Source organism: Micromonospora haikouensis (assembly GCF_900091595.1).
Lineage (GTDB): Bacteria > Actinomycetota > Actinomycetes > Mycobacteriales > Micromonosporaceae > Micromonospora > Micromonospora haikouensis.
The window spans coordinates 143,159-167,502 of record NZ_FMCW01000007.1; the positions used below are offsets into that span (position 1 = coordinate 143,159).

At 73.2% G+C, this 24,344-nt stretch carries 18 protein-coding genes and 1 pseudogene; 12 read left to right on the plus strand and 7 right to left on the minus strand.

From position 1 onward, the window contains the following. The first annotated feature begins 187 nt into the window (after positions 1 to 187). Positions 188 to 2,071 carry a copper resistance CopC family protein gene (locus GA0070558_RS34850; protein ID WP_091277692.1) on the plus strand — a complete coding sequence of 628 codons (1,884 nt, stop codon included), beginning with the start codon at positions 188 to 190 and terminating at the stop codon, positions 2,069 to 2,071. Positions 2,072 to 2,131: 60 nt separating this feature from the next. On the opposite strand, the gene sthA is transcribed toward GA0070558_RS34850, so the two are convergent. From sthA to GA0070558_RS09310, 3 genes are all read right to left on the minus strand, one after another. Next, positions 2,132 to 3,535 (minus strand): Si-specific NAD(P)(+) transhydrogenase, encoded by a 1,404-nt coding sequence (gene sthA, locus GA0070558_RS09300; protein WP_077937816.1) that lies wholly within the window; start codon positions 3,533 to 3,535, stop codon positions 2,132 to 2,134. A gap of 137 nt (positions 3,536 to 3,672) precedes the next feature. After that, the gene (locus tag GA0070558_RS09305; protein ID WP_091277695.1) at positions 3,673 to 5,655 is read right to left on the minus strand and encodes a family 43 glycosylhydrolase; all 1,983 of its coding nucleotides are present in this window, start codon (positions 5,653 to 5,655) and stop codon (positions 3,673 to 3,675) included. Positions 5,656 to 6,178: 523 nt separating this feature from the next. Then, a complete protein-coding gene (locus GA0070558_RS09310; protein WP_091277697.1) occupies positions 6,179 to 6,568 on the minus strand; it encodes a DUF1304 domain-containing protein in 390 nt (129 codons plus the stop codon). 358 nt (positions 6,569 to 6,926) lie between these two features. Here GA0070558_RS09310 and GA0070558_RS09315 point away from each other — a divergent pair, with 358 nt between their 5' ends. Then, a complete protein-coding gene (locus GA0070558_RS09315) occupies positions 6,927 to 7,412 on the plus strand; it encodes a DUF7144 family membrane protein (protein WP_091277699.1) in 486 nt (161 codons plus the stop codon). Here GA0070558_RS09315 and GA0070558_RS09320 read toward each other — a convergent pair. After that, positions 7,405 to 9,045, minus strand: coding sequence for an alpha/beta fold hydrolase (locus GA0070558_RS09320; protein WP_256091837.1), 1,641 nt, complete (start codon positions 9,043 to 9,045; stop codon positions 7,405 to 7,407). The genes GA0070558_RS09315 and GA0070558_RS09320 overlap by 8 nt on opposite strands. Positions 9,046 to 9,269: 224 nt before the next feature. Here GA0070558_RS09320 and GA0070558_RS09325 point away from each other — a divergent pair, with 224 nt between their 5' ends. The 3 genes from GA0070558_RS09325 (at position 9,270) to GA0070558_RS09335 (ending at position 13,220) form a co-directional block, all read left to right on the plus strand. Further along, positions 9,270 to 10,421: a transporter substrate-binding domain-containing protein gene (locus tag GA0070558_RS09325; RefSeq protein ID WP_256091838.1), complete on the plus strand. Its 1,152-nt coding sequence runs from the start codon at positions 9,270 to 9,272 to the stop codon at positions 10,419 to 10,421. Beyond that, positions 10,385 to 11,446, plus strand: a complete 1,062-nt coding sequence (locus GA0070558_RS09330) for a hypothetical protein (RefSeq protein WP_091277704.1) — start codon at positions 10,385 to 10,387, stop codon at positions 11,444 to 11,446. Before GA0070558_RS09325 ends, GA0070558_RS09330 begins: the two co-directional genes overlap by 37 nt. 148 nt (positions 11,447 to 11,594) lie before the next feature. Continuing rightward, entirely contained in the window at positions 11,595 to 13,220 is a 1,626-nt protein-coding gene (locus GA0070558_RS09335) for a cellulose-binding domain-containing protein (protein ID WP_091277706.1), read from the plus strand. A gap of 125 nt (positions 13,221 to 13,345) precedes the next feature. Here the strand turns inward: GA0070558_RS09335 and GA0070558_RS09340 are convergent. The 3 genes and pseudogenes from GA0070558_RS09340 to GA0070558_RS09350 form a co-directional block, all read right to left on the minus strand. Beyond that, a pseudogene (locus tag GA0070558_RS09340) lies at positions 13,346 to 14,512 on the minus strand (ROK family transcriptional regulator); the annotation flags it as partial. A 69-nt stretch (positions 14,513 to 14,581) separates the two neighbouring features. Beyond that, on the minus strand, positions 14,582 to 15,100 hold the full coding sequence (locus GA0070558_RS09345; RefSeq protein WP_091277709.1) for a cupin domain-containing protein: 519 nt from the start codon (positions 15,098 to 15,100) through the stop codon (positions 14,582 to 14,584). Beyond that, positions 15,097 to 15,999 carry a LysR family transcriptional regulator gene (locus GA0070558_RS09350; protein ID WP_091277712.1) on the minus strand — a complete coding sequence of 301 codons (903 nt, stop codon included), beginning with the start codon at positions 15,997 to 15,999 and terminating at the stop codon, positions 15,097 to 15,099. Before GA0070558_RS09350 ends, GA0070558_RS09345 begins: the two co-directional genes overlap by 4 nt. A gap of 470 nt (positions 16,000 to 16,469) precedes the next feature. Between GA0070558_RS09350 and GA0070558_RS09355 the strand changes: the two genes are divergently transcribed. The 7 genes from GA0070558_RS09355 to GA0070558_RS09385 are packed head-to-tail and all read left to right on the plus strand — an operon-like array spanning position 16,470 to position 24,333. After that, a complete protein-coding gene (locus GA0070558_RS09355) occupies positions 16,470 to 17,840 on the plus strand; it encodes an NtaA/DmoA family FMN-dependent monooxygenase (protein ID WP_091277841.1) in 1,371 nt (456 codons plus the stop codon). Next, positions 17,837 to 19,384, plus strand: coding sequence for an ABC transporter substrate-binding protein (locus GA0070558_RS09360; RefSeq protein WP_218106972.1), 1,548 nt, complete (start codon positions 17,837 to 17,839; stop codon positions 19,382 to 19,384). The genes GA0070558_RS09355 and GA0070558_RS09360 overlap by 4 nt, the downstream gene beginning before the upstream one ends. Next, positions 19,381 to 20,364 carry an ABC transporter permease gene (locus tag GA0070558_RS09365; protein ID WP_218106973.1) on the plus strand — a complete coding sequence of 328 codons (984 nt, stop codon included), beginning with the start codon at positions 19,381 to 19,383 and terminating at the stop codon, positions 20,362 to 20,364. Before GA0070558_RS09360 ends, GA0070558_RS09365 begins: the two co-directional genes overlap by 4 nt. A 1-nt stretch (position 20,365) precedes the next feature. After that, positions 20,366 to 21,238: an ABC transporter permease gene (locus GA0070558_RS09370; protein ID WP_091277715.1), complete on the plus strand. Its 873-nt coding sequence runs from the start codon at positions 20,366 to 20,368 to the stop codon at positions 21,236 to 21,238. After that, positions 21,238 to 22,140, plus strand: coding sequence for an ABC transporter ATP-binding protein (locus GA0070558_RS09375; RefSeq protein WP_091277718.1), 903 nt, complete (start codon positions 21,238 to 21,240; stop codon positions 22,138 to 22,140). Before GA0070558_RS09370 ends, GA0070558_RS09375 begins: the two co-directional genes overlap by 1 nt. After that, positions 22,130 to 22,966 (plus strand): ABC transporter ATP-binding protein, encoded by an 837-nt coding sequence (locus tag GA0070558_RS09380; protein WP_091277720.1) that lies wholly within the window; start codon positions 22,130 to 22,132, stop codon positions 22,964 to 22,966. Before GA0070558_RS09375 ends, GA0070558_RS09380 begins: the two co-directional genes overlap by 11 nt. A gap of 20 nt (positions 22,967 to 22,986) precedes the next feature. Next, positions 22,987 to 24,333 (plus strand): NtaA/DmoA family FMN-dependent monooxygenase, encoded by a 1,347-nt coding sequence (locus GA0070558_RS09385; RefSeq protein WP_091277722.1) that lies wholly within the window; start codon positions 22,987 to 22,989, stop codon positions 24,331 to 24,333. Positions 24,334 to 24,344: the final 11 nt, after the last annotated feature.

Consider the following 24,344-nt stretch of genomic DNA (forward strand, 5'->3'; position numbering starts at 1 on the left):
GATGGTCGGCGTCACGGGGGGTTAAGTTCCGCGGCTGTCCGTGACCCACGCCACTCGGGGATCCGGTCGGGGCGGACGCCGCGACGGGCCGCCCGGTGGACCTGCGCGCGGGCGGGGAAACTTTTGCCATCTGCGGAAAAAGTTCGCAGAGGCTTGACGGAAGTCCGGGTGCGGCGAGGATGATCCAATGCGTCGTCCCCCTCCGGTCCCCGGCCGCTGCGTCTCGGGCCTGCTCGCTGTCGTCCTCGCCGCGGCGGTCGCCGTCCTCGGGGCCGCCCCGCCCGCCGCGGCGCACGGCACCCTGGCCATGTCCACGCCGGCGACCGGCGCCACGGTCGCCGAGCCGTTGGCGACCGTGCAGCTCTACTTCACCGAGCGGGTCGCCGACAACGCGTACTTCGCGGTCACCGCGCCGGACGGCGGCCGGGTCGACGACGGCTGGACGCACGGGTCGCCCGCGCCCCTGGACAAGCCGGTGCGGGAATACCTGCTCGTCGACGGGAAGTTCGAGCCGCGCGAATACGCCACCGGCTTCCCGGCGGTGGTGAAACTGGCGCACCTGCCGGCGGCCGGGCAGTACACGGTCAGTTACCTGTCGGTGGCCTCCGACGGCGAGCCGGTGCGGGGCACGATGAGCTTCCGGTACACCGGCCGGGCCACGGCCGCCCCGCAGGGCTGGCGCCCGCCGACCACGGGACCCGACCCGTCGCTCGTCGCCGCCGCCGAACAGCACGAGACGTCCGGACACGGCTCACCCCGGTCCGCGGGCGCGTCGGCCGCGCCGGCCGTGTCCCCGGCCGCCCCCGGCGCGGCGGCCTCTCCCGCAGCGGCCCCCGCCGACGCCGGGGACGCCGGCGGGCCCGGCTGGCTCGGCTGGCTCGGCGTCGTCGTGGCGGTCGCGGCGGTGGCCGGCGTCGTCGGATGGCGGCACCGCGCCGCGCGGGCAGGTGGCCCGTCAGCCCGCTGGCCGTGGACCCGCCGCCCCGCCGCCGGTCGGGCGGTGCGCCGCGCTTCGGCTGCCCGGGCGGCGGGACGGGCGAAGTCGCCCGGGGAGAAGCCGCGCCCGGCGACCAGGGGCGGCGGCCCCCGACGCGGCCCGGCCGGGCCGGGCGAGGCACCCGAGCCCGCGCCGTCGGGCGGGCCCCGGCTCGGCGACCGGGGCCTCGCCGTGGTCGTCGGCGGGCTGGTGGTCGCCCTGCTGGCCGGGTTCGGGCTCGGCCGCGTCGGTGCCGGCGACGGGCGGGCCGCCACGGCGGCCGTCGGCGGGTCGCCCGCCGCCGGAAGCCCGGTCGCGGCGGGGGACGGCCACCAGCACGCGGCGGGGGCCGGGGCGCACACGCATCCCGGCGACGGCGACCCGGCGCAGGCGCAGGTGACCGGCACCACGGTCAGCGCCGGCGGCTACACGCTCAAGCCGGTGACGCGGTCCCAGCCGGCCGGCGTGAACGCGGACTACCGGTTCCGGATCGTGGGCGCCGACGGGCGGCCGGAGACGCGCTTCGCGGTCGTGCACGACAAGCCGCTGCACCTGGTCGTGGTGGGCCGGGACCTGGGCGGCTACCAGCACCTGCACCCGACGATGGCCGCCGACGGCACCTGGAGCGTGCCCCTGACGCTCAAGCGGGCCGGGGGCTACCGCGTCTACGCCGACTTCGCCACGACCGCCGCCGACGGCACCGCGCGGCCGCTGGTCCTCGGCGTCGACCACCAGGTTCCCGGCGCGCACACCCCGGCCACCCTCCCGGCCGCCCAGCCGAGGGCGACGGCCGGGCCGTTCGAGGTGGAGATGGTCGGCACCCCGACGATCGGGGCGACGGTGCCGCTGTCGTTCCGGGTGGGCCGGGCCGGCGCGCCCGCGCGCCTGGAACGCTACCTGGGCGCGTACGGGCACCTGGTGGTCGTCCGCGAGGGCGACCTGGGCTACGTGCACGTCCACCCGGATCAGGAACTGGTCGACGGGGCGCCCAGGTTCTGGCTGACCGCGCCGGGCCCGAGCCGCTACCGGGCGTACTTCGACTTCCAGGTCGACGGGAAGGTCCACACCGCCGAGTTCACCCTCGACCTGGGGTGAGACCCGGGGGCCGGCCCGCACCGCTGCCGATGTGGGCCGCCCCCGACGAGCCGGGCCGCGCTAGCCCTCGATCCGGACGATGTTGCGGATCTTGTTGGACGCGTCCAGCGCCGCCACCTTGTACGCCTCGGCGAGGGTCGGGTAGTTGAACACCGCGTCGATGAGGTAGTCGACGGTGCCGCCGCAACCCATGACGGTCTGCCCGATGTGCACGATCTCGGTGGCGCCGGTGCCGAACACGTGCACGCCGAGCAGCCGGCCGTCGGCCGGTGACACCAGCAGCTTCAGCATGCCGTACGAGTCGCCGACGATCTGGCCGCGGGCCAGCTCCCGGTAGCGGGCGATGCCGACCTCGAACGGCGTGGAGCTCTCCGTCAGCTGCTCCTCGGTCTTCCCGACGAAGCTGATCTCCGGAATGGTGTAGATGCCGATCGGCTGCAGCTCGTTGAGCGCGCGGACCGGTTCCCCGCAGGCGTGCTGCGCCGCGATGCGGCCCTGCTCCATCGAGGTGGACGCCAGCGCCGGGAACCCGATCACGTCGCCGACGGCGTAGATGTTCTCCACCGCCGTGCGGTAGTTCGCGTCGACCGTGATCCGGCCGCGCCGGTCGGCCTGCAACCCGGCCGCCTCCAGCGCCAGCTTGTCGGTCTGGCCCTGGCGGCCGGCCGAGTACATGACGGTGTCCGCGACGATCTTCTTCCCGCTCTTCAGGACGCACAGGGCGGCGCTCTCGTGCTTCTCGACCGCCGCCACCTCCTCGCCGAAGCGGAACGTGACCGACAGGTCGCGCAGGTGGTACTTGAGCGACTCGACGACCTCCTCGTCGCAGAAGTCGAGCATCCGGTCGCGGCGCTCCACCACGGTCACCTTGGTGCCGAGCGCGGCGAACATCGAGGCGTACTCCATGCCGATCACGCCCGCGCCGACCACCACCATGCTGCGGGGGATGGCTTCCAGGTTGATGACCCCGTCGGAGTCCACGATCGTCCGCTCGTCGAACTCGACGCTGTCCGGGCGGGCCGGCCGGGTGCCGGCGGCGATGATGGCCTTGTCGAAGGTGACCCGCGACTCCTGCCCGGACTCGCCGTCGACCCAGATCGTGTGCGGGTCGGCGAACCGCCCGGTGCCGGTGATCAGCGCGACCCGGTTGCGGGCCAGCTGATTGCGGATGACGTCGGTCTGCCGACTGATCACGTGCTGGGTGCGGGCGGCCAGGTCGCCGACCGTGATCTCCTCCTTGAGCCGGTAGCTGCTGCCGTACAGGTCCCGCTGGCTCATGCCGCTGAGATAGAGCACGGCCTCGCGTAACGTCTTGGAAGGGACGGTGCCGGTGTTGATGCACACCCCACCGATCATGTCGCGGCGGTCGACGACGCCGACCCGCCTACCGAGCTTGGCGGCGGCGATCGCGGCCTTCTGACCGCTGGGCCCGGAGCCCAGCACCAACAGGTCGTAGTCATACACGCCGTAAGCCTCGCAAGATCCCGCAACCCGCGCCACCGCACGTTCGGCGGCGGCCCCCGGCCCGTCGGCGCCGACAGGCGTACGCTCCGGCACGCCGACCGGTGGGCCGACGTGCCGGGGCGCGGGTGCGAGCCGGGTCAGGGGGTGGTGATGTTGAAGCTCCTGACGGTGGCGCTGCCGCCGAGGGCCTGGGTGGCGTAGTTGAAGACGCCGAACCGGTAGCCCATGAAGAACGGCCAGTTGTTGTCGAGGGTGAGCGCGTTGCCGAGAGAGACGAAGTTGGTGCCGTCGGTGCTGTAGGAGAAGCGGGCCTGCCGACCCGCGCCCGGTCTGATGTCGGCGTTGACGCGCAACCAGATGCGTCCGCCGCTGATCGCCGCGCCGGCTATCTCGGTGCCGGTGTTGGTGGTGTTCCAGTTGCTGTCCATGGTGATGTTGTTGGTCATGACCACCCGGTTGGCCCCGTTGTCGCGTCTGACGCCGATCCAGGCGGACGAGTTGCGCAGCATGGACAGGCCGCTGCGGTCACCGTCGCGCATCGTGGAGTAGTCGAGCTCGATGGTGGCGGTGCTGGTCGGCCCCTGGATGCGGTGCGTCAGGGTGTTGCGGGCCTTGTAGAGGTCGTTGGTGACCGTGGCGGTCTGCAACCGCAGCCCGTTGTTGACGGACCACTTGGTGTCGTCGGGGTTGTGGTTCCACTCGTACTGCGGGCCGAGCGTGGTGCCGGGGAACGTGTCGTTGCCGATCATGGGCTTGACCGGGCGGGTGGGCAGGGGGTTGGGGTAGGAGGCGCCCCAGGCGCCGTTGACGGTCTGGATCTGGGGCCAGCCGTCGGAGGTCCAGTTGATCGGGGCGAGGGCGGGCACCCGGCCGCCGGGGTACGCGTCGATGAAGCTCATGTAGTACCACTGGCCGTTCTGGGTCTGCACGAGCCCACCCTGGTGGGGGACGCCGCCGCCGGAGATCGGGCCGGGCATGTTGAGCAGGACCTGGCGCATCTCGTACGGGCCGAACGGGGAGCTGGACTTGAGCACGTACTGGCCGTTGGCGGGGCGGGTCAGCCAGATGTAGTAGCTGCCGTTGCGCTTGTAGAAGCGGGCGCCCTCGAGGGTGCCGACGCTGGACGGCGTGGAGAAGACCTGCTGCGAGCGGACCTGGGTCTTCCCGTCGGCGGAGAGCTGGGCGACGCTGATCTGGCTGTTGCCGTACGCGACGTACATGGTGTCGTTGTCGTCGACGAGCAGGCCGGCGTCGTAGTAGCAGTTGTTGATGGTGGAGATGCGGTTCCAGCCGCTCTCGACGCTCGTGGAGCTGTAGACGTGCGTCTTGGAGAAGTCGACGCAGCCGAGCCAGTAGAACGTGTTGTTGCTCTTGCGGTAGTTCATGGCCGAGGCCCAGATGCCGTCGACGTAGGCGTTCGACCCGTTGAGGTCGTACTTGGTGCCGAAGTCGAGGCGGGGCACCGAGTGGCCGGCGAACTCCCAGTTGACGAGGTCGTACGAGCGCAGGATCGGCGCGCCGGGGGAGTAGTGCATGGTGGAGGCGGAGTAGTAGTAGGCGTCACCGACGCGGAAGATGTCGATGTCGGCGAAGTCCTGCCACAACACCGGGTTCGTGAACGACCCCGAGGGCGGCGGCGTGGTCGGCGGCGGCGTGGTGGGCGGGGGCGTGGTCGTCGGCGGCGGCGTGGTCGGGTTGCCCGTGGGGGCCGAGCCGGTGCAGGTGACGCCGTTGAGGGCGAAGCTGGTCGGCGCCGGGTTGCTCGACGTCCAGGTGCCGTTGAAGCCGAAGCTGACGTTGCCCCCGGTGGGGATGGAGCCGTTGAACGAGGCGTTGGTCACCGTGACCTGGGCACCCGACTGGCTGACCGTGCCGTTCCACAGCTGGCTGATCGTCTGCCCCGCGGCGAAGGACCAGGTCAGGCGCCAGCCGTTGACCGGGTCGCCGAGGTTGTCCACCGTGACGTTGGCGCCGAAGCCGCCCTGCCACTGGCTGGACACCGCGTAGGTGACCTTGCAGCCGGCGGCGGCCTGGGCGGAGACGGCCATGGTGGCCCCGGCGGCGCTGACGGCGATGGCCGTCGTCGCGGCGAGCCAGAGCCGAAGACGCGAGCGTTTCACTGCCTTTCCTCTCCTCTGTGCGATCCTGGATCTGCTGGTCGTGGCACGTCGGGCGGGGTGCGTCGGCCTGGCGTGCGGGGCGCGACGCCGGGGAGGCGGAGAACCCCGACCGCCGCGACGCCGCACCCGCCGGCACGCGCCGGCGGACGGAGTTCGGTCGGATGGCAGCCCGGCACGGTCGCGGCTGGTGAGACTGGACGATCGTGGCTGCGGAACGTCACGGGTCTGTCGACATCAGCCCGAGGCCCGGCCGACAGAGGCTCCCGTCCCCGACCGGCACCTGGCATGGTGCAGCGCTCGGCGGACGGCCCCGGACAGCTGTCGTCGGTGCCGCTCGTGCTTGCGGCTCCGGTCCCGGATCGGAGGCCGTACTGCCGGTCGGAGCGCGCCCTTCGCTCCTGCAGCGGACACTAGCGTGTTACCGTTCACATCGGCAAGTCATCGACCTGAAACGATGTTCGGGGATCTCGCCGTCGGCGGGACCGGGCTCGTCGGCGCCCCGGGTCGGGTGCGGCGTGGGAACTCAGAAAGCGAGGCCGATCGCCAGGGCGGCGATGCCGAGCAGTGGCGGCACGAGCTGCTTGAGGGCCGCGCCGGCCTTCGACGGGGCCGAGACGAGCAGGACCACACCGGCGGCGACCATGCATCCGGCGCCGACGAAGACCAGCGTCGCCCCGACGGTCCGCGAGCCGGACGCGAAGAGGACGATGCCGAGCGCGACGGCGATCGCCAGGAACAGGTTGTAGAACCCCTGGTTGAAGGCGAGCGCCTTCGTCGTCTCCGCGTCCGCCCTGCTGGCGATGCCGAAGATCGCGCGCGCCCGGGGGCCCGTCCAGGCGATCGACTCCAGGTAGAAGATGTAGACGTGGACGAGGCCGGCGAGGCCGGCCAGCACGAGTCCGGCGATGATCATGATGCCGCTTCCTCCGATCGCGCCCCGCCGGCCGGGTGGGCCACCGGTGGGACCATTCTCCCCCCGTCCTTCGGCGGCACGGGCCCGGCCCCACCAGCCGAGGGGTCAGGACGACCGAGGCGATCACGCTGATTCCGGCCACCACGGAGCCCCAGCCGCGCGCGGCTGACGCTCCGTGGTGCCACCCGACGACGATGCGCCCGCCAGCGCCCCGCCAAATTGGGCCTTTCCGCCCGCCTCGGACTGCGGACCTGGCATCCTCGGCAACGGGGCGGCCCGCCCTGCCGGCGGCAGGGCGACGGGGACCCGCCACGGCCGCGCCACCGGGCGCGCCCGGGACGCACCACGGTGGGGCAGCATGCGAGGGCAGCAGTCGAATCCGAACGGACCCGCTCCGCGCCGGGTCGGGCCCCCGGCCGGCGGGGCCGGGTCGGCCGACGCCCGGCGCAGCCGCCGGCTCGTCGCCGGGCTGCTACTCGGCGTGGCCGGCGCCATCGACGCGTCGGTCGGCGCGGGCGCCGTCCGGGTGGACCCGTACGTGGTGATCGACGAGGGGTTCCGGCGTCTCGACGTCACGGGATGGGCGTGGCTCCAACTGGCGACGGGGCTGGCGGTGATCGCGGCGGCGCTGGCGTTGACCGTCGACCGGCGGGCCACCGCCTGCGCGGCGATCGGTGCCGGCGCGTTCGGCGTCCTGCTCACCGTGGCCCTGTTCGCGTACCAGCCGGTGGAGCGGGTGATGTCGGGGCTGCTGGCCGCCGTGGCGGTCTGGCTGCTCGCCGGGCACCTGCGGGCGACGCCCGGCCGGCGGCCCGGCCCGCCGGCCGGGCGGGAGGTCAGCTGACCGGCGCGCAGAGCTGCGACTGCAGGAACGGCTTCGTGCCCGGCGGGACCTGGCCCCGCCACGCCGGGTTGAGCGTGACCGTCAGGGGCGGCGCCTGCCAGGCCGCCCCGAGGCGCTGGAGCACGCCGTACTCGGTGCGCGGCTTGTCGAGGTTCTGGCCGGAGAGGAAGCCGATCATCTCGTCGGCGATCATCCGGCGGCCGAGGAACCCCGCGTGGAGGGCGGGGACCTCGACGACCGGGATCCTGGTGAACGGTCCCGGCGGTGCCTCCACGGAGCTGACGGTGGGCAGGAAGGCGATCATCCGCACCCCGGGGACCGGGCACATCGTCTGGTAGCGGTAGAAGGGCGCGTTGTCGATGAGGGAGCGGACGAACGGCTCGTCGGGATTGCTGGTGCCGTTGCCGAGGCGGTTGGCGAACCCGAACATGGCGCGCAGCACCCACCCCGCGCCGATCCCCCATCCGCTGCTGGCCTCCGCCGGCGGGTAGTAGGCCCGCCCGGAGCGGACCAGCGGGCTGAACATCAGCAGCGCGCGCACCGGTGAGCCCGGCCGGCCGCGCAGGTAGGTCCGCGCCACCATGGCCCCCTCGCTCTCGCCGAGCAGCGCGATCGGCCGCCCGGTGAGCCGGTGCAGCGCGTCGACCTGTGCGGCCAGGCGCTCCGAACTGGTCGCCAGCGACTGGTGGGTGTCCAACGCCTGGTAGGGCAGCGGCCGGCCACCTGCGTCCACCCCGGCGTAGGAGTAGCGCCGCACCCGGGGGTCCGCGGCCGGCCGACCGTCGTAGGTGCTGTCGTGCCCGGCGAGCAGGAGCACCGCGTACGGGACGGACGCCGCCAGGGGTTGCGAGAAGACGGGTGGGCCGAACGTGTCCCGCATGCCGCTGCGCGGCACCGCGAGGATCTGGATGACGAGGGGCACGGCCAGCGCCAGGGCCACCACCACCGGCGCCACCGGCACCCGCGGCAGCCGCACGTGGGCGGGCCGCAGCGCCGCGCGTACCGTCTGGTGCCACAGCAGCCCGTTGCACAACCCCGCCGCCAGCGCGACCAGCGGCGTCCAGCCCGGGGCGGCGCTCCACACCAGGCCGCCGGCCACCGAGAGCACCACCAGGTCCAGCAGCGACCAGCCGAACAGCTCCGCCGACGGCAGCCCCCGCCACCCGCGGGGGACGACGGCCATCCGTTGCAGGAAGGGGGCGAGCAGGATCATCGGACCGAGCGAGACGAACAGGTACCAGGACAGGGCCACCGCCGACGCGGCGACCGACAGCGCGGCGAAGGGCGTGACGATGACGGCGGTGAGCGCGGCCACCCCCAGGTTGCGCCGCACCAGCACGCCCGTGGCCGGCCGGGGCGCCCGCGCCGGCCAGGAGAGCAGGACCAGCAGCGCGGACAGGGCGCCCCGGAGCGCGACCGCCGCGACCAGACCGAGGGCGAAGGTCAGCCAGGAGTTGTGGTAGACGAAGAGCCACCGCAGGTCGTGGTAGGTGTCGTACGGCCAGACCGCGGTGACCTGCGGCGCGAGCGCCTGCGGCGAGACGAAGCCGATTCGCGTCAGGATCGTGGCCTCGACCAGCGGGACGCCCCCGGCGACGGCGAGCAGCGCCGGCAGGCGACGGGATCGTGGCACGGTCCTGCTCCTTCACCGGGTGGGGTCGGCGCCGACTGTCTCGGCATCGACTCTCTCGCGAGCGACGCCGCCCCGGGGCGATACCGCCGAATCGGGACCGGTCGGTCGGACGGCGGTCGCGGTGTCCGGTATCCGGCCGACCGGCGGGCGGATGGCGGCTCGCCGTGCCTGCCGGCGGTGGCTCACAATGGAGGGCCGGTCACGTGGCCGTGCGGCGGGGGAGGATGCAGTTGACTCAGGCAAGCGAGCCGAGCCCGGCCCGGCCGGCCACGGCGGAGACCACACCGCCGCGCGTCACGCGGGCCCGGCAGGTCCGGCTGGTGGGGCTGACGGTCACGCTGGCCGTCCTCGCGGCGGCCCTGATCCCGATCGTGCTCGCGATCGGCCCGCCGACCCGCGACGAGCTGCTGGAGCAGGCCGGGCTGAAGGGCAGGCAGCAGCTCCTGATCGGGGTGAAGGACGACCAGCCCGGCATCTCCCAGCGGTTTCCGAACAACGTCTGGAAGGGCTTCGACGTCGACATCGCCTACATGATCGCCGGCTATCTCGGGTTCGACCGGTCCCAGGTGCGGTTCCTGCCGATCGAGAGCGAGGACCGGGCCCGCCGCCAGGCCCGCGACGGGGACGGGTTCGTCACCGTCGACCTGGTGATCGCCTCCTACAGCATCACCAAGCAACGGGAGGAGGAGGGCGCGGTCTTCTCCGCCCCCTACCTCTACACCGAGCAGTCGGTGATCACGCTGGACAGCGTCGGCGAGGCGGAGCAGGTGAGCAGCCTGGAGGACCTGAGTGGGAGGACGGTCTGCACGCTGACCACCTCGACCTCCGCCCAGCGCCTGCGGGAGGCCGGCGCCAAGCCGATCGGCCGCAACCGGATCAGCGACTGCGTCCAGATGCTCTACGACGGCAAGGTGTACGCGGTCACCACCGACGCCGCGATCCTCGCCGGCTTCGTCACCGGCGACCGGCCCGACGACGACGGTCAGCGCTTCCCGGTCGAGCTGCGGGGCGTCAAGCCGCTGCGGCACTGGGACATCGGCTCCTCGGCGCAGGAGAGGTGGGGCGTCAACACCGGCTCCAACGAGGCGTTGCGGGACCTGGTCGACCTCGCCCTCTACGCCTCGGCCGAGGACGACGAGAACTCGACCTGGGAGAACGCGTACGACGCGAACCTGCGCTGGCAGCAGCGGTACAACCTCCCGCAGTCCGTCGCGGAACAGCGACAGCCGGAGCCGAGGAAGGTGGAGGTACGGCAGTGGCCGTGGGAGAGGATCGCGCTACCGGCCCCGGCGCACCCCGGATCGCCGCCGGCCCCGGCAAGACGGGCCGACCGCGCCGCATGGCGGGGGCGCGGCAGGCGCAGCAGTGGCTGCTGACGCTCCTGCCGGCGTTCCCCGTCCTGCTGCTGGTGCTGCGGCTGTGGCAGCTCAGCCGGCAGGACATGTCGACCATGCTGCTGCTGGTGCAGTACGTCAGCCCGCTCGGCCTGCTCAGCGCGCTGCTGATCGCGTTGGTCTGGGCGTTCCCCCTGGTCGTGCTCACGTTCGGCGTGCTCGGTCGGCTGCTGCGGCTCAGCGCCCCTGACCGCTTCGACCCGGAACGGTCGCTGTTGGCCTCCGGGACGGCGCGCACCCCGGGCTGGGTGCTCACCGGCGCCGTCGCGCTGGGGGCGCTGACGTGGCAGCTGCGCTTCCTGCCGACGCTGTTGATGCTGGGGCTCTGGCTGCTCGCGCTGCGCACCCGCTACCTGCACCCGGACCAGCCGACCCGGATCCTGCTGGTGAGCGTGGCGCTGCCGCTGGCGGCGGCCGTGCTGGCGTACACCGCGTTGGGCCCGGCGATCTGGGCGGCCCTGCGGCAGGACGAACTGGCCACGGCCGCGCTGCTGGCGGTGCCGCCCGCCGCCGCGGTGCTGCTCACCGGCCCGATCCCCGGCTGGAGCGCCCCGGTGCTGACGCACGGCCTGGCGTACGCGGTCGCCGCCGTGCTCCCGCTGGTGATGGGGGCGGTCTTCCTCCGGGTCCCGGTGCTGCCGACCGCCGCGGTCGAGCTGGCCCCGCCGGGGGCGGGCGCCGCCGCCGCGGACACCGACCCGGGCACGGACCCGGGCGGGGATCCGACGCCGGCCGACCGGGCGGGGCCGGAGGTGGTGCTCGGCGCGCTCATCACGGTCACCGACACGTCGACGATCGTGCTGGACCGGGCCGAGGGGGTGCGGTTCCTGCCGAACGGCCGGGTCCGGTCGCAGGTGCTGTGCCCGGAGGCGGCGCGGGTGCCGTACAGCGTGGTGACGGTGCACGGCTGGCCGGTGGAGGAGACGGTCCTGGACTGGATGATGCCCCGGCGGCCCGTCGCCGACCCGGACGTCCGCTGCGACGGCCGGCTCCCCGCCGCGCGGTGACTGCCGGCTCGACCGATTGACGGGACGGGCAGGCGTCACTAGCCTGGGCAAGCGCTTTCCTGTGACGCGTCCCGCCTGCACACCGGCCGGGCACCGGTGGCGGCATCCCCGTGCGCGGGGTCCTGCACACCTGTGAAGGAGCACCACCATGCACAGCAGAGAGCGCCGCAGGGCGCTGTGGGTCGCCACGGTCGCGGCGGCGACGCTCACCGCCACCGCCGGCGTCGTGGTCACCGCCGGAACGGCCCAGGCCGCGGTCGGCTGCCGGGTCGCGTACTCGGTCGCCTCGCAGTGGGGCGGCGGCTTCAGCGCGAACGTCAACCTCACCAACGCCGGCGACCCGCTGACCTCCTGGACGGTCACCTGGTCGTTCACCGCCGGGCAGACCGTCACCCAGGGCTGGAGCGCCAACTTCAGCCAGAGCGGCAGCACCGTGCAGGCGTCGAACGTGAGCTACAACGGCAACCTGGCGACCAACGCCACCACGTCGTTCGGGTTCAACGGCACCTGGAACGACAGCAGCAACCCCGTGCCGACGAGCTTCGCGGTCAACGGCGTGACCTGCACCGGCGGCGTCACCCCGACCACGCCGCCGGCCACCACCGCCCCGCCGACGACCCCGCCGCCCACCACCCCGCCCCCGACCACCCCACCGCCGACGACCCCGCCGCCGACGACCCCGCCCGCCAGCGGCGCGGTGTACGCCTCGCCGCAGGGCACCGACGGCGCGGCCGGCACCCAGTCCAACCCGACCACGATCACCTCGGCGATCACCCGGGTCGCGGCCGGCGGGACGATCTACCTGCGCGGCGGCACCTACAGCCTCGCCAGGACGGTCACCATCGCGCCGGGCAACAACGGCACCTCCAGCGCCCGCAAGAAGCTGATCGCCTACCCGGGTGAGACGCCGGTGCTGAACTTCTCGGCCATGAGCGAGGACCCGGCGAACCGGGGCCTGGCGCTGAACGGGTCCTACTGGCACGTCCAGGGCCTGGTCGTCGAGCGCGCCGGTGACAACGGCATCTTCGTCGGCGGCAGCAACAACATCATCGAGCGGACGATCACCCGCTTCAACCGCGACAGCGGCCTGCAGATCTCGCGGATCGCCTCCGACACGCCCCGCGACCAGTGGCCGGCCAACAACCTCGTCCTGAGCGCCGAGTCGCACGACAACCGCGACTCCGACGGCGAGGACGCCGACGGGTTCGCGGCCAAGCTGACCGTCGGAGGCGGCAACGTCTTCCGCTACGCCGTGTCCCACAACAACATCGACGACGGCTGGGACCTCTACACCAAGAGCGACACGGGGGCGATCGGCCCGGTGACCATCGAGGACTCCCTCGCCTACAACAACGGCACCCTCAGCGACGGCAGCCAGGCGGGCAACGGCGACCGCAACGGCTTCAAGCTCGGCGGCGAGGACATCGCCGTCAACCACACCGTGCGCCGCACCATCGCGTTCCGCAACGGCAAGCACGGCTTCACGTACAACCGCAACCCGGGCTCGATGTCGATCTCGAACAACATCAGCATCGACAACACCGAGCGCAACTTCTCGTTCGACGCGGGCACCTCGGTGTTCCGGAGCAACACCTCGTGCCGCAGCGGCAGCGGGTCCAACGACAAGACCGTCGGCAACGTCGACACCTCGAACCAGTTCTGGACCGGCTCGAACGGCTCGCGGTGCGCCAACTACTCCGGCGCCCTGAAGTGGTCGTTCGCCTCCGACGGCCGGCTCGTCGTGACCCTCGGCGGCCGTACCGTCACCTTCTGACCGGTCCCGTCGCCCGGTGGGCCGGGTCGGCGCGTCGCCGCACCGACCCGGCCCGCCGCGGCTCGGCCACCCGTGCCCCGGCGCGGTCCGGTCACGGGCGGCGCGGCCGCGCGGGCGAGCGCGCCCAGCGGATCGGTTAGCAGCCGCGCGAAGCCGAGTTCGGCGGCGCCGACGAGGGTGGCGTCGTCGCCGAGGGCCGACGTGCGCAGCCGTACGCGTTCCCGGGCCACCGGCAGCACGTTGCGGGCGATGCGGCCGCGGACCGGCTCCGCCGCGCCCGGATACACGTCGCGCAGCATCCCGCCGAAGATGACCACCCCGGGGTTGAACAGGTTGATCAGGTTCGCCACCCCGATGCCGAGCCAGTCGCCGACGCGGCGCAGCGCCTGCCGGGCCACGGGGTCGCCGCCGTCGGCGTCGGCCACCACGTCGCGTAGGGCGGCGCGGCCGAACAGCCCGGCGGGCCGCCCGGCGGCGTCGAGCAGGGCACGCTCGCCGACCTCCGCCTCCAGGCACCCACGGGAGCCGCACCCGCACGGCCGCCCGTCGTACGGGTTCACCACCATGTGCCCCAGCTCGCAGCCGTAGCCGCCCTCGCCGTCGAGCAGCTTCCCGCCGACGATGATCCCGCCGCCCACGCCGACGTCGCCGTGCAGGTAGACCAGGTTCCGGAAGCCGACGCCCGCCCCGCGCTGCTGCTCGGCCAGCGCCCCGAGGTGCGCCTCGTTGCCCACCGACACGGGCGGACCGAACCCGAGCCGGCGGCCGAGCTCGGCACCGAACGCCTGGTCCACCCAGCCCAGGTCCGGCCCGAACCGGACCATGCCGTCGCCCGGCCGGATCATCCCGCAGTACGACGCGCCGACGCCGACGCACGTCGAGCCCGGCGGCGCCGCCTCCCGCAGTTGCCGACCGAACCGGGCGAGCACCTCGACCACCCGGTCGAGGTCCGGGCCGGCCCGGGGCCGCGCCGCCCGCCGCCGGTCCAGGATGACCCCGCCCAGCCCGATCCGGGCGGCGAACAGCCAGTCCACGGCGACGTCGAACGCCAGCACGTACGCCCGGCTGGGCTCGGGCCGCACCAGCAGCGACGGCCGGCCTGCGCGCCCGGTCTCCGTCGGCGTCTCCTCGCGGACCAGGCCCGCGGCGACGAGTTCGGCCGTCAACGCCCCGATCGTGCTGCGGTTGAGGCCCATCCGTTCGCCCAGCGTCGCCCGGGACACGGGGCCGTCCAGGTGGACGTGGCGCAGCAGGGTGCCGAGGTTGTGTCGGCGGATGTCCTCCTGGCCCACCTTGACCTCCGGGTTCGCGGCGTCGCGGCACCCATTATCCCGGCGGGCGAGCGCGGGGCCGCCCCGCGGTCAGCCGGGGCGGACCTGCGACCAGTCGAGCGCGTCGAGGTTGACGACGATCGCCTCCTGGGTCGTCCGCGCGATCACGACCACCGCCTCGACCTCCGGGTCCGGGTTCTCCTCCCGGTGCGGCACGTACGGCGGGACGAAGATGTAGTCGCCCGGTCCGGCCTGGACGTGCCTCTCCACCGGCTCCTCGCCCTCCAGGTCGAGGAAGACGAAGGCCGGCGTCCCGGAGACCACGAAGATCGCCGTCTCGGAGGCGCCGTGGTGGTGGTTGGCCGACGCCGTCGCCCCCGGGACGTGGGTCTGCCCCATCCACAGGTTGCGGGCGCCGACGGTCTTGCCGCTGACCGCCTCCAGACGCCTCATCCCCGGCGTCTGCGTGGTCTGCCCGACCAGCCCGTCCGGCGCGATCCGGTGCAGCCGCCGGTGGAACGGGTCGATGTCGGCCGGCAGCAGGACGCCGCTCGGCGTGCGGACGAGGTCGCCGCCGGCGGAGCCGGCGGGAACGTGCACGATGCTCATCGGGCTCCTTGCGGGGCGAGGACGGGCGCGCCCGGAAGCGGACGCCCCGGGGGTGCGGACAGCAGGCGGCGCAGCGCGTCGGCGGCGCCGTCGGGCACGTCGGAGCGCAGCCCCCGGCGCGCCCACACGGACAGCTCCAGCGGTTGCGGGGTCGGCAGGTCGTCGCGGGCGACGAGGCCCTGGGGGGTCTGCCCGAGCGTGGCCATCAGGCCGACGCCCAGCCCGGCCTGCACCGCCGCCTGCACGCCGGCCAGGTACGCCGCCTCGGAGCCGACCTCGGCGGGCAGGCCGTGCGCGGCGAGGGTGTCCAACGCCCGGGTGCGCAGCGCGCAGGGGGCGTCGAAGGCCACCAGCGGGATCGGCTCGTCCCGGGGCGGCCACCGCCAGTCGGGGGACGAATACCAGGTCAGGTCCAGCTCGCCGACGATCTGCGCCGCGGGCTGCTCCACGCGGCCGAGCAGCAGCGCGAGGTCGATGCGGCCGTCGGCGAGCGCGGTGCGCAGCGGTGCGCCCCGGTCGATGCGGAAGCGCACGCGCCAGTCGGGGAACGTCTGCGACAGCGCTGCGGTCAGCTCCGGCAGCAACTGCGCGGCGGCGTGCTCGGTGGAGCCGATGACCAGGGTCTGCTCGGGCTCGACGCCGAAACCGCGCAGCGTCTCGTCGTGGGCGGCGAGGATCAGCCGCGCCTGGCGCAGCAGGACCTCCCCGTCGGGGGTGAACCGCGATCCGCGCCCCTGCCGCTGCACGAGCGGCCGCCCGATCGCGGCCTCCAGCCGCCGCACGTGCTGGCTCACCGCCCCCTGGCTCAGGTAGAGCGCGGTCGCCGCGCGCTGGAAGCCGCCACAGTCCGCGACAGCGACGAAGCTGCGCAGCGGGGCGATGTCCAGGATGCGGCTCATGGCTGGCCAGTCTAGGAGCGGGGGAGCCGCAGATTATGAACAGTGTTTCACAGAACGTGAACAACGATCAGGAATCGTGATGGGTCCCCATCACGATCCGTTGTTGGACATCCGCCCTGCTCAGGGGCCAGGCTTGAGCCCATGAGTCGGAGAGCCGTCGTGAAGCTGACACGTCGCCGCTGGCTCGACAACGCACGCAGCCGCGCAACGCTCTGTTGCTGAACCTGGCGACGTCGCTGATCGAGCGAGTCGCACCGCCGCGCCCGTCGTACGAGGCGCCCGCACCGCCTGCGCGTTGATTCTCCGGGGTGCCCCGCACCGTCGCGACCGCCCCGTTCACCCGTACCGCCCGCCGGCCCCGGCGGGCCGACGGCTCGCATCCCCACGACCGTTCCGCCCCGACGCCGGGTCCCACCCGGCGGGCGGCGGCGTGCTCCCCGCTGCACCCTCCCGACCGAGAAGGCAACCTCATGACCGACAAGACCCTCAAGCTGGGCGCCGTACTGCTCGGCGTCGGCGGCCCCGGCCAGCACCACACCTGGCTCGACCCGGAGATCCCCGGCGACGCCAGCGTCGACATCCACTGGTACATCGCCCGCGCCCGGCAGGCCGAGGCGGCCGGGTTCGACCTGGTCTTCATCGTCGACAGCCAGTTCATCACTCCGGACTCGCCGCACCACTACCTCAACCGGCTGGAGCCGCTGACCCTGCTGTCCGCCGTGGCCGTGCACACCACCCACATCGGCCTGGTCGGCACGCTCACCACCTCCTACAACGCCCCGTTCAACGTCGCCCGCCGACTGGCCTCACTGGACCTGATCAGCGGCGGCCGGGCCGGCTGGAACGTCGTGGCCACCGGCGACGGCGGCACCGCCGGCAACTACGGCCGCGCCGAACACTACGACTACGCCACCCGCTACGGCCGCGCGCTGGAGCACGTGCGCGTCGTGCAGGGCCTCTGGGACTCCTACGAGGACGACGCCTTCCCCCGCGACAAGGAGCGGGGCGTCTTCTTCGACCGGGCCCGCCAGCACGCCCTGCACCACGTGGGCGAGCACTTCTCCGTCGCCGGGCCGCTCAACATCGAACGGTCCCCGCAGGGCCAGCCGGTCATCTTCCAGGCCGGCGACTCCGACGAGGGGCGCGACCTGGGCGCCACCGTCGGCGAGGCGATCTTCACCCACGCCCAGACCGTCGAGCAGGGGCAGGCGTTCGCCCGCGACATCCGTGCCCGGGCGGCGGCGAAGGGCCGCGACCCCGAGCACGTCCTCATCTTCCCCGGCATCAGCCCTGTCGTCGCCGACACCGACGCCGAGGCCAGAGAGAAGGAACGCGCGACCCGCGACGGCAAGAGCTTCGACCGGGCGCTCGCCGAGCTGGGCCGTCCCTTCGGCTGGCACGACTTCTCCCGCTACGACCTCGACGCGCCCTTCCCCGAGGTCGGCGACGCCGGGGACCGCAGCTTCAAGACCCAGGCCGAGCGGATCAAAAAGCTCGCCCGGGACAACGGGTTCACCCTCCGGCAGACCGTGCAGCACCTGCTCGACGCCCAGCGCTCACCGTTCGTCGGGTCGCCGCTGACCGTGGCGAACGAGATCGAGCGGTGGTTCCGCGCCGGCGCCCTCGACGGGATCAACATCAGCGTCACCGTGCCCAGCGAGTTCGCCCGGTTCACCGATGCCGTCCTGCCCATCCTGCGCGAACGCGGCGTCGTGCGCAGCGGCTACGCGGCCACCACCCTGCGCGGCAACCTCGGCCTGCCGATCCCCGAGAACAGGCACACCGCCGCCCGCGGGGCCGCCGCCCAGCCCGCCCCCGCCGACCTCAGCCTCGTCCCGTGACCATCCCCGAAACCATCCGGAAAGGCACCACCATGACCATCGCACGACGTACGAGATGGGCCGCCGCGCTCGGGGCGGCGCTCGCCCTGGTGCTGGCCGGCTGCGCCACCGACGCCGGCAGCTCCGGCGGCGCGCCCACCCTGCGGTGGGCGGTGGCCCTGCCGGCCCACTGGGACCCCGTCGTCAGCGGCAGCGGCGCCCAGTTCCGCATTCTCTCCCTGGCCTACGCGTCGCTGACCGAGATCGACGAGGCGGGCAAGGCGGTGCCCGGCCTCGCTCAGGGCTGGGACTACAACGCCGCCGGCGACGAGGTGACATTCCACCTGCGACCCAACCTGACGTTCACCGACGGTGAGCCGCTCGACGCCGAGGCGGTCAAGCGCTACCTCGAACGCGCCAAGACGCAGCAGAACTCGGCCCTGTTCGGCGACCTCACCTCCATCAAGGAGGTCACCACCCGCGGCGAGCTCGACGTCGTCGTCCGGCTCACCCAGGTGGACTACCAGATCCCGCTGCTGCTGGGCCAGCGCGTCGCGCAGATCACCAGCCCCAAGGCGGCCCAGGATCCGGCCAAGCTGGACCAGTCCCCGGTCGGTGCGGGTCCGTTCGTCGTCACCGAGAACGTCCCCGGCTCGCACGTCTACCTCGCGAAGAACCCGGACTACTGGAACGCCGCCAACGTCCACATCGACCGGGTGGAGCTGCACGCCGCGCCCGACGCCGCCACCGTCGTCTCCAGTGTGCAGACCGGCGTCTACGACCTGGCGTACCTCGAGCCCACCCAGGTCAAGCCCGCCAAGGCCGCCGGGCTCGACGTGGTCTTCCAGCCCGGCTTCAACGCGTCGAACATCAGCATCAACGTCAACAAGAAGCCGTTCGACAACCCGAAGATCGTCGACGCCGTGCGGTACGCCGTCAACCGCCAGGAGTTCGTCGACAAGGTCACCTTCGGCTACGGCAAGGCCACCGACCAGCCGTTCCCCCCGGGCTACATCGCCTACGACGAGCAGTCGGCCAACCGCTACCCCTACGACCCGGAGCGGGCCCGCGCGCTGCTCGCCGAGGCCGGCTACGCCCCCGGACAGATCAAGCTCGACCTGGTCGTCCCGGCCCAGTCGACGGCGGCGGAGATCGTCGAGTCCCAGCTCGGCGCGGTCGGCATCGGGGTCGCCATCAAGGTCGACCCGAACTGGTCCACGCCGTTCTTCGCCAAGGACCTCACCCTGTCGCTGTACGGCACCACCGGCCGCGAGTCGCCGGTGCAGACCCTGACCGCCCACTTCGGCCCGAACGGACCGCTCAACCTCAGCACCCCGTACGAGCCCGACGGTTTCGCCGAGGCCGTCTCCCTGGCCCGCCGCACGCCCCTGGAGTCGCCCGACTACGCCCGTAACCTCCAGGCGGCCACCCGGGCCGGGCTGGCCAGCCGGGCGCTGGTCTTCACCTACTCGCAGCCGAACATCCTCGTCAAGAGCACCAAGCTGTCCGCACTGCCGGCCATCCCCGGGCAACTGCACTGGGCCGGCGTCAAGGTCACGCCGTGACCGCGATCCGCCTGCGCCGGGTCCTGGGCCGCACCGCGGCCGTGACCGCCCGCTCGGTCGCGATCTTCGTCCCCGTCTTCGGAGTGGCGACGTTCGTGACGTTCGCGCTGCGCGCCCTCAGCGGCCTCAGCCCGGCGCAACTGCAACTCGGCGAATCGGCCACCCCCGAGTCGATCGCCCGCATCGAGCACCAGTGGGGCCTCGACCGGCCCTTCCTCACCCAGTACCTCGACTGGTTCGGCGACGTGCTCACCGGCAACCTCGGCACCAGCTGGCACAACGGGGCCGACATCTCCCGGCTGCTCGTCGAGGGCGCGGTGATCAGCCTGTCCGTCGCCGGGCTCGCCCTGGCCATCGGCGTCGTGTTCGGGTTCGGCTTCGGCGTCCTCGCGGCGCTGCGGCGCACCACCTGGGTCGACCGGACCATCACCGGGTTCATGACCGTCGTGTCGGTGATGCCGTCGTTCGTCGTCGGCATCGTCCTGGTCGCGGTGTTCGCGGTCGGGCTCGGCTGGTTTCCGTCCGCCGGCTACGCGCCGGCGGACCGGGGGCTGAGCGTCTGGCTGGCGCACATCACCCTGCCGGCGATCGCGCTCAGCTTCGACACCGTCTCCGACGTCGCCCGGCAACTGCGGGCCGGGCTCGTGGCGGCATACCGGGAGAACTACGTCACCGGGGCCGTGGTGCGCGGCCTCGGCCCCCGCCGGATCTTCTTCCGGCACGTGCTGCGCAACGGCATCGGGCCCGCGCTCACCGTGCTCGGGATGAAGTTCCCCAACCTGCTCGGCGGCGCGGTGGTCACCGAGGCCATCTTCGGGATGCCGGGGTTCGGCCAGTTCGCCGCCAACTCGGCCCAGCGCGGCGACGTCCCCGCCGTGCAGGGCGTCCTGGTCGTCTCGATCGTCCTCGTCGTCGTGTTCAACCTGCTGGTCAACATCGTCCTGAGCCGGGTCACCCCGGCGTCGGCGAGAGGGGTCTGACGTGCTCCGCCGCATCCTCGGCCTCACCTCCGGCCGCATTGCCGTGGGCATCCTCGCCGCGGTCGCGCTGCTGGCGGTGTTCGGGCCGCTGCTGGCCCCGCAGGACCCCCTCGCCGGCAGCACCGACATCCTCGCCTCGCCGTCGGCGCGGCACCTGCTCGGCACCGACTACCTCGGCCGCGACGTGCTCAGCCGGTTGCTGGCCGGCTCCCGGCTCAGCGTCCTGGGCGCCGTGCAGGTCACCCTGATGGCGCTCGTCGTCGGCGTCGTGCCCGGCATCCTGTCGGTCTACCTCGGGCGCGGGTTCGAGTGGGTGACGCTGCGGCTGGCCGACACCCTGATCGCGCTGCCGTTCCTGGTGTTCGCCGTGGCGGTGACCGCCCTGCTCGGCAACGGCATCCCGCAGGCGATGTTCACCGTCGGCATCATGGTGTCGCCGCTGTTCTTCCGGGTGTCCCGGGCCGCGACGCTGTCGGTCGCCCGCTCCCCGTACGTCGAGGCGGCGGTCATCTCCGGCGCGTCCATCGCCTGGATCGTGCGCCGGCACCTCTGGGCCAAGGTGCTCCCGCCCATCGCGATCGCGCTGGCCAACACCGCAGGCGTCGGCTTCGTCGTGGTGTCCAGCCTGACGTTCCTCGGCATCGGCGTACGCCCACCCGCCCCCACCTGGGGCGGGGTGCTCGCCTCCGACCTCGGCTACCTCAGCTACCGGCCGTGGGCGCCGCTCGCCCCGACCGTGCTGATCATGGCCACCGTGTGGGCGTGCAACCTGCTCGCCGACGCGGTCCGCGACGTCTCCGGCGAGGCCGGTCGCGCGCTGCTGCACACCAGGACGATCCGCGGCCGGCTGGCCGCCGCGGGAAGGGACGCCTGATGGCCGACGACGTGCTGACCCTGAGCGACGTGTGCATCCACGACGCCGTGACCGACCGGGACGTCGTGCGCGGGGTCTCCTTCTCCCTGACCCCGGGCCGGGCGGTGGGCATCGTGGGGGAGTCCGGCAGCGGCAAGACCCTCACCTGCCGCGCCGTCCTCGGCATCCTGCCGGAGCACTTCACGGTGGCCGGCGGCACGATCCACCTCGCCGGCCGGGACGTCGCCGGCCTGACCCGGCGGGAGTGGACCGGCCTGCGCGGCGCGACCGTCAGCGCCGTCTTCCAGGACCCGGCCTCCTACCTCAACCCGTCGCTGCGCGTCGGCTCCCAGATCGCCGAGGTGCTGCGGGTCAAGCGAGGGCTGAGGCGGCGGGAAGCCCGGCGGCGGGCCGTCGAGCTGCTCGCCACCCTGCGGCTGCGCGACCCCGAGGGGGTCTACCAGCAGTACCCGCACGAACTGTCCGGCGGCATGCTGCAACGCGTCCTGATCGGCACGGCGATCGCGGCCGACCCGCAGGTCCTCATCGCCGACGAGGCCACCACCGCGCTCGACGTCACCGTGCAGGCCGAGATCCTCGACCTCCTCGCCGAGCTGCGGGAACGCGCCGGGCTCGCGCTCGTCGTCATCTCCCACGACCTGGCCGTCGTGGCGCAGCTCTGCGACGAGGTGCTCGTCATGCGGGCCGGCGAGGTCGTCGAGCAGGGGCCCACGGCCGACATCCTGTTCCGGCCCCGGCACGAGTACACCCGGCTGCTCATCGCCGAGCACGAGCAGTACGGCCTCGACCGCTTCCTCGACGAACGCGAGCCGGCCGGGCCCCGCGCCCCCAGCCCTCGCGCCTCCGGCCCCCGCGACGACGTCGACGCCGACCACGCGAAGGAGCTCGACCATGTCGGCTGACCCGACCCGGCCCGTTCTCGACGTGACCGGCCTCGACGTGTACTACCGCCGCCGACACGGCCGCCTGCACGCGCTGCGCGCCGCCACCCTGTCGGTCGCGCCCGGCGAGACCGTGGGTGTCATCGGGGAGACCGGCTCCGGCAAGTCGACCCTCGCCCGCGCCGTGCTCGGTCTGGTCCGCCCGTCGGCCGGTCGCATCGTCGTGGCCGGCGAGGACGTCACCGGCCACTCCGCCCGTCGGTGGCGCGCCCTGCGCCGCCGGGGCGTCCTGCAGTATGTCTTCCAGGACCCGCTGCGCAGCCTCGACCCCGACCTGAGCGTCGCGGAGTCCCTGGTCGAACCGCTGCTCATCGCCGGCCGGGCCCGCGCGGAGGCCGCCGAACGCGTCCGCGCGCAGCTCGCCCGCGTACACCTGGACGCCGCGCTGTCGTCCCGGCTGCCCGGCGAGCTGTCCGGCGGCCAGCGCCAACGCGTCGCCGTGGCGCGGGCCCTGGTCACCGACCCGGAGCTGGTCATCCTCGACGAGCCCGTCAGCGCCCTGGACTCGGCCAACCGGGTACGGGCCCTCGAACTGCTCAAGCAGCTGCGCGACGCCGGCACGGCGCTGCTGTTCATCTCGCACGACCTCGGCTCCGTCGCCGGCGTCGCCGACCGGATCGCCGTGCTCTACCAGGGCGAGATCGTCGAGGTCGGCCCCGCCCGGTCCATCGTCAACAAGCCTCGGCACCCCTACACCCGCCTGCTCGTCGGCTCCGCGCCCACGCTGCGCTCCGCCGCCGCCGACCGTGCCCGCCGCGACGCGCTGCGCGAACTCCTGCACGCCTGACCAGGGAGAGGACCCCTCACATGACCCGCCAGATCAAGCTCGCGCTGCGCGCCTACGGCGTCGGCGGCCCCGGCCAGCACAGCCTGTGGAAGGACCCCCGCGTCCCGAAGAACTCCAGCATCGACGTCAACTGGTACATCGCCCAGGCGCAGGCGGCCGAGCACGCGAAGTTCGACGCCCTGTTCGTCGTCGACAGCCAGTTCATCGACGCCACCTACCCGCCGCACTACCTCAACCGCCTCGAGCCGCTGACCCTGCTGTCCGCCGTCGCCGTGCACACCAGCCGCATCGGCCTCGTCGGCACCCTCAGCTCCACCTACAACGCGCCGTTCAACGTGGCCCGCCGGTTCGCCTCGCTGGACCTGATCAGCGGCGGCCGGGCTGGCTGGAACGTCGTCACCAGCCTCGACGCCGGCACCTCCCGCAACTACGGGCTCGCCGAGCACCTCGACTACGCCACCCGCTACGGCCGGGCCCTGGAGCACGTCCAGGTCGTGCGCGGGCTGTGGGACTCCTACGAGGACGACGCGTTCCCCGCCGACGTGGAGCGCGACGTCTTCCTCGACCCGAGCAGGCTGCACGCCCTCGACCACACCGGGGAGCACTTCACCGTCGCCGGGCCGCTGAACATCTCCCGCTCGGCGCAGGGCCAACCGGTGATCTTCCAGGCCGGCGTCTCCGAGGAGGGCCGCAACCTCGCCGCCCACGTCGCCGAGGGCATCTACGCCCCGGGCGGCACGCTCGCCGACAGCCAGGCGTACTACGCCGACATCAAGCGCCGCGCCGCCGCGCTCGGCCGGGACCCGGACCACGTGCTGATCTTTCTCGGCGCGCAGCCCGTGATCGCCGGCACCGACGCCGAGGCGCACCGTCTGTCCCGGGAGATCTTCGACGCCGACAACGACTTCGACCGCAAGCTTGCCGCCTTCGGGCGCAGCTTCGGCGCGTACGACTTCTCGCAGCACGACCTCGACGCGCCCTTCCCCGACGTCGTGGCGCTGGCCGAGCGGGGCGGCCGCACCCGTGGCACCGAGATCGCCCGGCGGGCCCGCGAGAACGGGTTGACCCTGCGCGAGACCGTCCTCGCGTTCACCGCCTACCAGCCGTCGCCGTTCACCGGCGACCCCCGCACAGCCGCCGACGCGATCGAGAGCTGGTTCGCCGCCCGCGCGTTCGACGGCCTGAACCTGGGCTTCCGCACCCCCGACGACCTGCACCGGTTCGTCGCCGACGTCGTACCGCTGCTGCAGGCGCGGGGCCTGTTCCGCACCGAGTACGCCGCGGACACCCTGCGCGGCAACCTCGGCCTGCCCGTGCCGGTCAACCGGTGGACCGCCGCGCGTGACCTCGTCACCGCCGACGCCTGAAGGAGAACCGC